The 4,576-nt window shown below is 70.6% G+C and carries 2 protein-coding genes; both read right to left on the bottom strand.

The features are described from left to right. Window positions 1-1,303: tetratricopeptide repeat protein (locus D7X12_RS39520; RefSeq protein WP_120630312.1), on the bottom strand; the 1,303-nt coding region annotated here is incomplete at its 3' end. Then, on the bottom strand, window positions 1,300-4,576 hold a 3,277-nt coding region (locus D7X12_RS39515; RefSeq protein ID WP_120630311.1), incomplete at its 5' end, for a tetratricopeptide repeat protein. The genes D7X12_RS39515 and D7X12_RS39520, both read right to left, overlap by 4 nt.

Here is a 4,576-nt window from a genome sequence, read left to right as displayed (position 1 = left end):
GGGGTGGGGTGGGGGTCGCGGCGGCCTCGGTGGGCTTCGCGGCGGTTTCCGGAGGCTTCGCGGCGGTTTCCGGAGGCTTTTCGGCGGCCTTCTTCAGGCCTTCCTTGCGCTCGCGCTCGCGGCGGCGCGTCTCCCGGTCGATGCCCTTGTTCGCGTCCTTCACGTACTGGGCGGTGCGCTCGTCGGTGCCGCCCTTGGCCTGGTACTGGCCCAGGTAGGCCACGGCCTTCTGGAGCCGCTCCAGCGGGTCCATGCCGGCGGGCTCCAGGTCCAGGTGGAGCAGGGCCAGGTTGAAGTACGGGTCCTTGCCGTCGGGCTGGAGCTGGAGCACGCGCTCGTACTCGGCCAGGGCGCGCGCGAAGTCGCCCTCGCCCCGGTAGGCGTTGCCCAGGTTGAGGTGGGCGGCGGCGAAGTCCGGCGCGGCGCGCACGGCGGCCTCCAGCTCCACGCGGGCGGCGGGGTAGTCCTCGCCCTCGTTGAGCAGGGCGCCCAGGTTGTTGCGTGCCTCGGCGAAGTCCGGCCGCAGGGCAATGGCCTGCCGGAAGCGCTCCAGGGCCTGCGGGCGCTCCTTGAGCCCCAGGTGCACGAGCCCCAGGGCGTTGAGCGTGGAAGCGTCCTGCGCGTCGATGGCGAGCGCGTTGCCCAGCACCATGGACGCCAGCTCGTACTTGCCCTCGCGGGCGTACACCTGCGCGAGCACCTGCATCGCGGGCACGTGCTGCTCGTCCACCTGGAGCGCGCGGCGGGCCTCGGCGACGGCGGGCGCGTGCTGCTTCTGCAGGAGCAGCGTGAGCGCGAGCGCCGTGCGGCGGGCCACCGAGTCCTGCTTCGTCAGCGCCTCGCGCAGCTCCGCCTCCAGGGACGCCAGCCGGCCGGTGCGCGAGGACAGGCGCACGAGGCAGTCCCAGGCGGTCTCCAGCTCCGGCTCCAGCGACACGGCCTGCCGGTAGGAGCGCTCCGCGTCGGGGAGGCGGCCCTGGCGCTCCTGCACGATGCCCAGGTTCGTCCACGCGGGCGCGAGCTTCGGGGACTTCTCCAGCAGGGCCTTGAGCGCGGTCTCCGCGATGCTCAGCTCGCCGCGCCGGGCGATCTCCACCGCGCGCGAGAAGTCCTTGTCCGCGCCGGAAGACACCCGGGGCTCGGGAGCCTTCGGGGCCTCCGGCTTCGTGCCGGTGCTCGCGGAGGCGATGGGCCCCGTGGAGGGCCCGTCGAGCTTGGAGTCCGTGGGCGTCTGGGGGCCGGAGGCGCAGGCGGACAGCCAGAGCGCCAGCCCGGTGAGCGCGAATCGCCTGGGGTGCCTCATCGTGCGCCCTCTTCCGTCAGCCGGGGGGCCTTGTCGGGGTCGGTCCGCGCGGGCGGCACGGGCGCGGTGAGGCTGCCCACGAGGCCGTCCGGGTACACGGTCTCCGACGCGATGGCGCCCTTGGGTTCCTTCAGGACGGGGTACTCCTTGGGCCGGAAGCGGTTGAGGGCTTCGAGCGTGCGGTGCGTCCACTCGTTGGAGACGCGGTTCTTGCGCGCCTCCTTGAGCGTGGCCGCGTAGCTCTCCACCGCGCGGTCCTCCAGCGCGACGGTGCGCTGGGTGAGCATGTCCTGGTAGGCCAGCACCGCGTCGTCGCCCAGGCGCTTCACCTCCGGCGGCACCGGGGCCTCCAGCAGCGTGTTGCCGAAGCGCTCCAGCGCGTGCCCACGCCGGTAGAACGAGGCCAGCGACCACTCGAGCTGCTTGTACGGCAGCACCTTCCCGTACGCATCGCTCACGGTCTTCACGGCTTCGGTCTTCTTGTTGAAGCTGCGCTCCAGCACCTTGCCGGAGCCGGTAATTTTCAGCGCGTCGAACCGCTGGAACTCCGCCTCCGCCAACTGGAAGCGGCTGTAGGCGGCGGCCTCGGCGGCGCGCTGCTGCGTCTCCGGCTTCAGCTTGCGCCGGTCGAACTCCTCCGCGGCGGCGGCATAGGCGCGCGAGGCCTCCTTCGCGTTGCCCCGCTTCTTCCACGCATCGCCCAGGCGGCGCTTCGCGTCCACCACCAGCTCCACCTGATCCGGCTTGCTCGCGAACTTGCGGACGAACGCCTCCAGCGCCTTGATCTCCCCGCGCGTGTCGCCCTGCTTCTCCAGGATGCGGGCCGCGCGGTACTGGTTCTCCGGCGCGTTCTTGCCGTGCGGGAACAGCTCCACGCAGCGCTGGAACGCGGCCGCGGCCTCCGCGTAGCGCTGCTGGCCTTCGAGCAGGGCCGCCGCGTTGTAGAGCGCCGCCTCGCGCTCCTCCGCCGCCGGGTAGTCCTTCACCAGCTTCTGGTAGCTCGTGACGGCCTTGTCGAAGTCGTAGGACTTCTGCGCGTTGACGGCCACGCGGAAGAGCGCGGTGTGGGCCCACGGCGACTTCGGGTAGTCGCGGTACACGCGCTCGTAGAGCTTCATCGCGGAATCGAACCGGCGCAGCTCCTCGTACGCCACCGCCGCGTTGTTGAGCGCCTTGTCGGCGAACTCATGGCGGGGCGCTTCTTCCACGAGCTGGAGGTACTTCTTCGCCGCCTCGTCGTAGCGCTTCTGGGCCGCGAGCTGGTCCGCGAGGTTGAAGCGCCCGGCGAGCTTGAACTTCATCAGCTCGCGGTACTGGTCGCTCTGGGGATCCACCACCTGCGCGTTGCTGGCGAGCCGCGCGCTGACCTCCTCCACGCTCTTCCAGTCCTGGTCGACGAGGAACGACTCGATGATGAGGTTGGTGGCGTAGCCGGCCACCGCGTTGCGGGGATACGCCTGCACCACGCGCTCGAAGCGCGGGCGGGCCTGGGCGAAGTCGTCGTGCGTGTAGAACAGCTCCGCGGCCTGGTAGGCGATGCCCGGCGCGGCCTCTTCCTTCGGAAGCATCGCCACGTAGGTGTCGGACGCCTTCACCAGCCGCGCCTCCGTCTCCGCCAGGGCCACGGGCGCGTGGGGGCTGTCCTTGGGGCGCTCGGCGGCGCGCAGCGGCTTGCGCTCCGGCACGCGGCCTTCCTTCACGTCCCGGGTGAGCTGCTCCTTCCAGGCGAGCACCGCGTTGTGCGCGGACACGTGGCGGTAGGTGTCGTCCTGGTTGGAGTCGCGCACCGCTTCGTACGCCTTCGCCGCAGCGTCGAACTGGTTCGAATTGAAGAGGCACTCCGCGAGGAAGAAGCGCATCGGGTATGCGTTCTTGCTGCGCGGGAAGCGCTCCAGGTACGTGCCGTAGGCGCGCGCGGCGCCCGCGTAGGTGGACACGGACTGTTCGGCCTTGCCCTCCTTCTGGAACGACTGGGCCTGCTGGTGCTGGTACGCGGCGGCGGTGTACAGGCTCTGCTCGGCGAGCGTCTGCGCGTTGGACAGCGCGTTCGTATCGTCCTTGTTCTTCTCGTACCACGCGCCGCCGGGCAGGTAGTCGTTGGCCAGCTTCTCGGACTCGCGGGCGTACAGGTCCATGCGCCGGTCGCGCTCGTAGGCCTGGACGATGCGCTGCTGGAGTTGCGGCGCGTCCGCGGTCAGCGGATCCATGGTCAGCACCTGCTGGTACGCGGCGATGGCGTCCTCGTTGCGCACCTGGTCGAAGTAGGCGTTGCCCAGCCGCCGGTACACCTCCGCCTCGTAGGGACGGCCGCCGCGCTTCGCGAAGACCTCCTTCGCGCGGGCCATGCCGCCCCAGGTCTCGTCGGCCAGCGACAGCGCGATGTACTGGAGCGCCTCGGCGCGCAGGTCGCCCTCGTCCGCCTTGTCACCGGACTGCTGGTGGGACTGGTAGTGGTCCAGCAGCAGCAGGAAGCTGTCCACGGACTCGTCGAACCAGTCCATCCGGTAGTACGTCCAGGCGAGCTTGTAGCGGGCCTTGTCGTAGAAGCGGTGTCCGGTGTCGCGCGTGGCGGCGGTGTACGCGTCGGCGGCCTTGCGCAGCGCCGCGGGGTCCGTCTCGTCCTCGAACCAGTACTCGCCGATGCGCGTCCACGCGTCGGTGGTGAAGCGGCTCTGGGGGTAGCGCGTGGTGAGCTGCTGGTAGGTGGCGAGGCTCTCCTCGTCCTTGTGCTGTTCGGAGAGGCAGTACGCCAGCAGGTACAGCGAGCCGTCGTTGAGCTTGTAGTCCGGGAACTGCGCGAGCAACTGGCGGTACAGGCCGATGGACGGCGTGAAGTCCACCTCGGGCTCCGGCGGCAGGTCCGCCATCGCCTCGTCCGACAGCGTGCGCACGCGCTCCGTGTAGTCCTTGCGCGCGAGCTGGTGCTCGTCCGCCGAGCGCTCGTAGTACAGCTCCGCCAGGCGGAACATCACGTCCGGCGTGGAGCGGGGCTCGTTGGGGTAGCGGCGGAGGAAGTCCTCGAAGCGGGAGATGGCGTCCAGCCGGTTGCTGCGCTCCTGCGACTCCAGCGAGGTGAGGGTCTTCTCGTAGGAGCCGGAGAGCGCCGCGCGCCGCTGCGCATACCGGCGCTCCACCAGCTGCTTCACCTCGCGGTGGAAGTCGCGCGACTCGGCTTCGTACGCCTCCAGCGCGCGGCTCACCTCGCCGAGCAGCTTCTGCTGTTCGGGCGTGTGGCCCAGCCCGTCCAGGTAGCGCGGGGCAGGGGCGGCGACG

It is taken from the genome of Corallococcus sicarius (assembly GCF_003611735.1).
GTDB classification, from domain to species: domain Bacteria; phylum Myxococcota; class Myxococcia; order Myxococcales; family Myxococcaceae; genus Corallococcus; species Corallococcus sicarius.
Note: the sequence above shows the minus strand (reverse complement) of the source record. Positions and strands in the feature narration are given on the sequence as shown.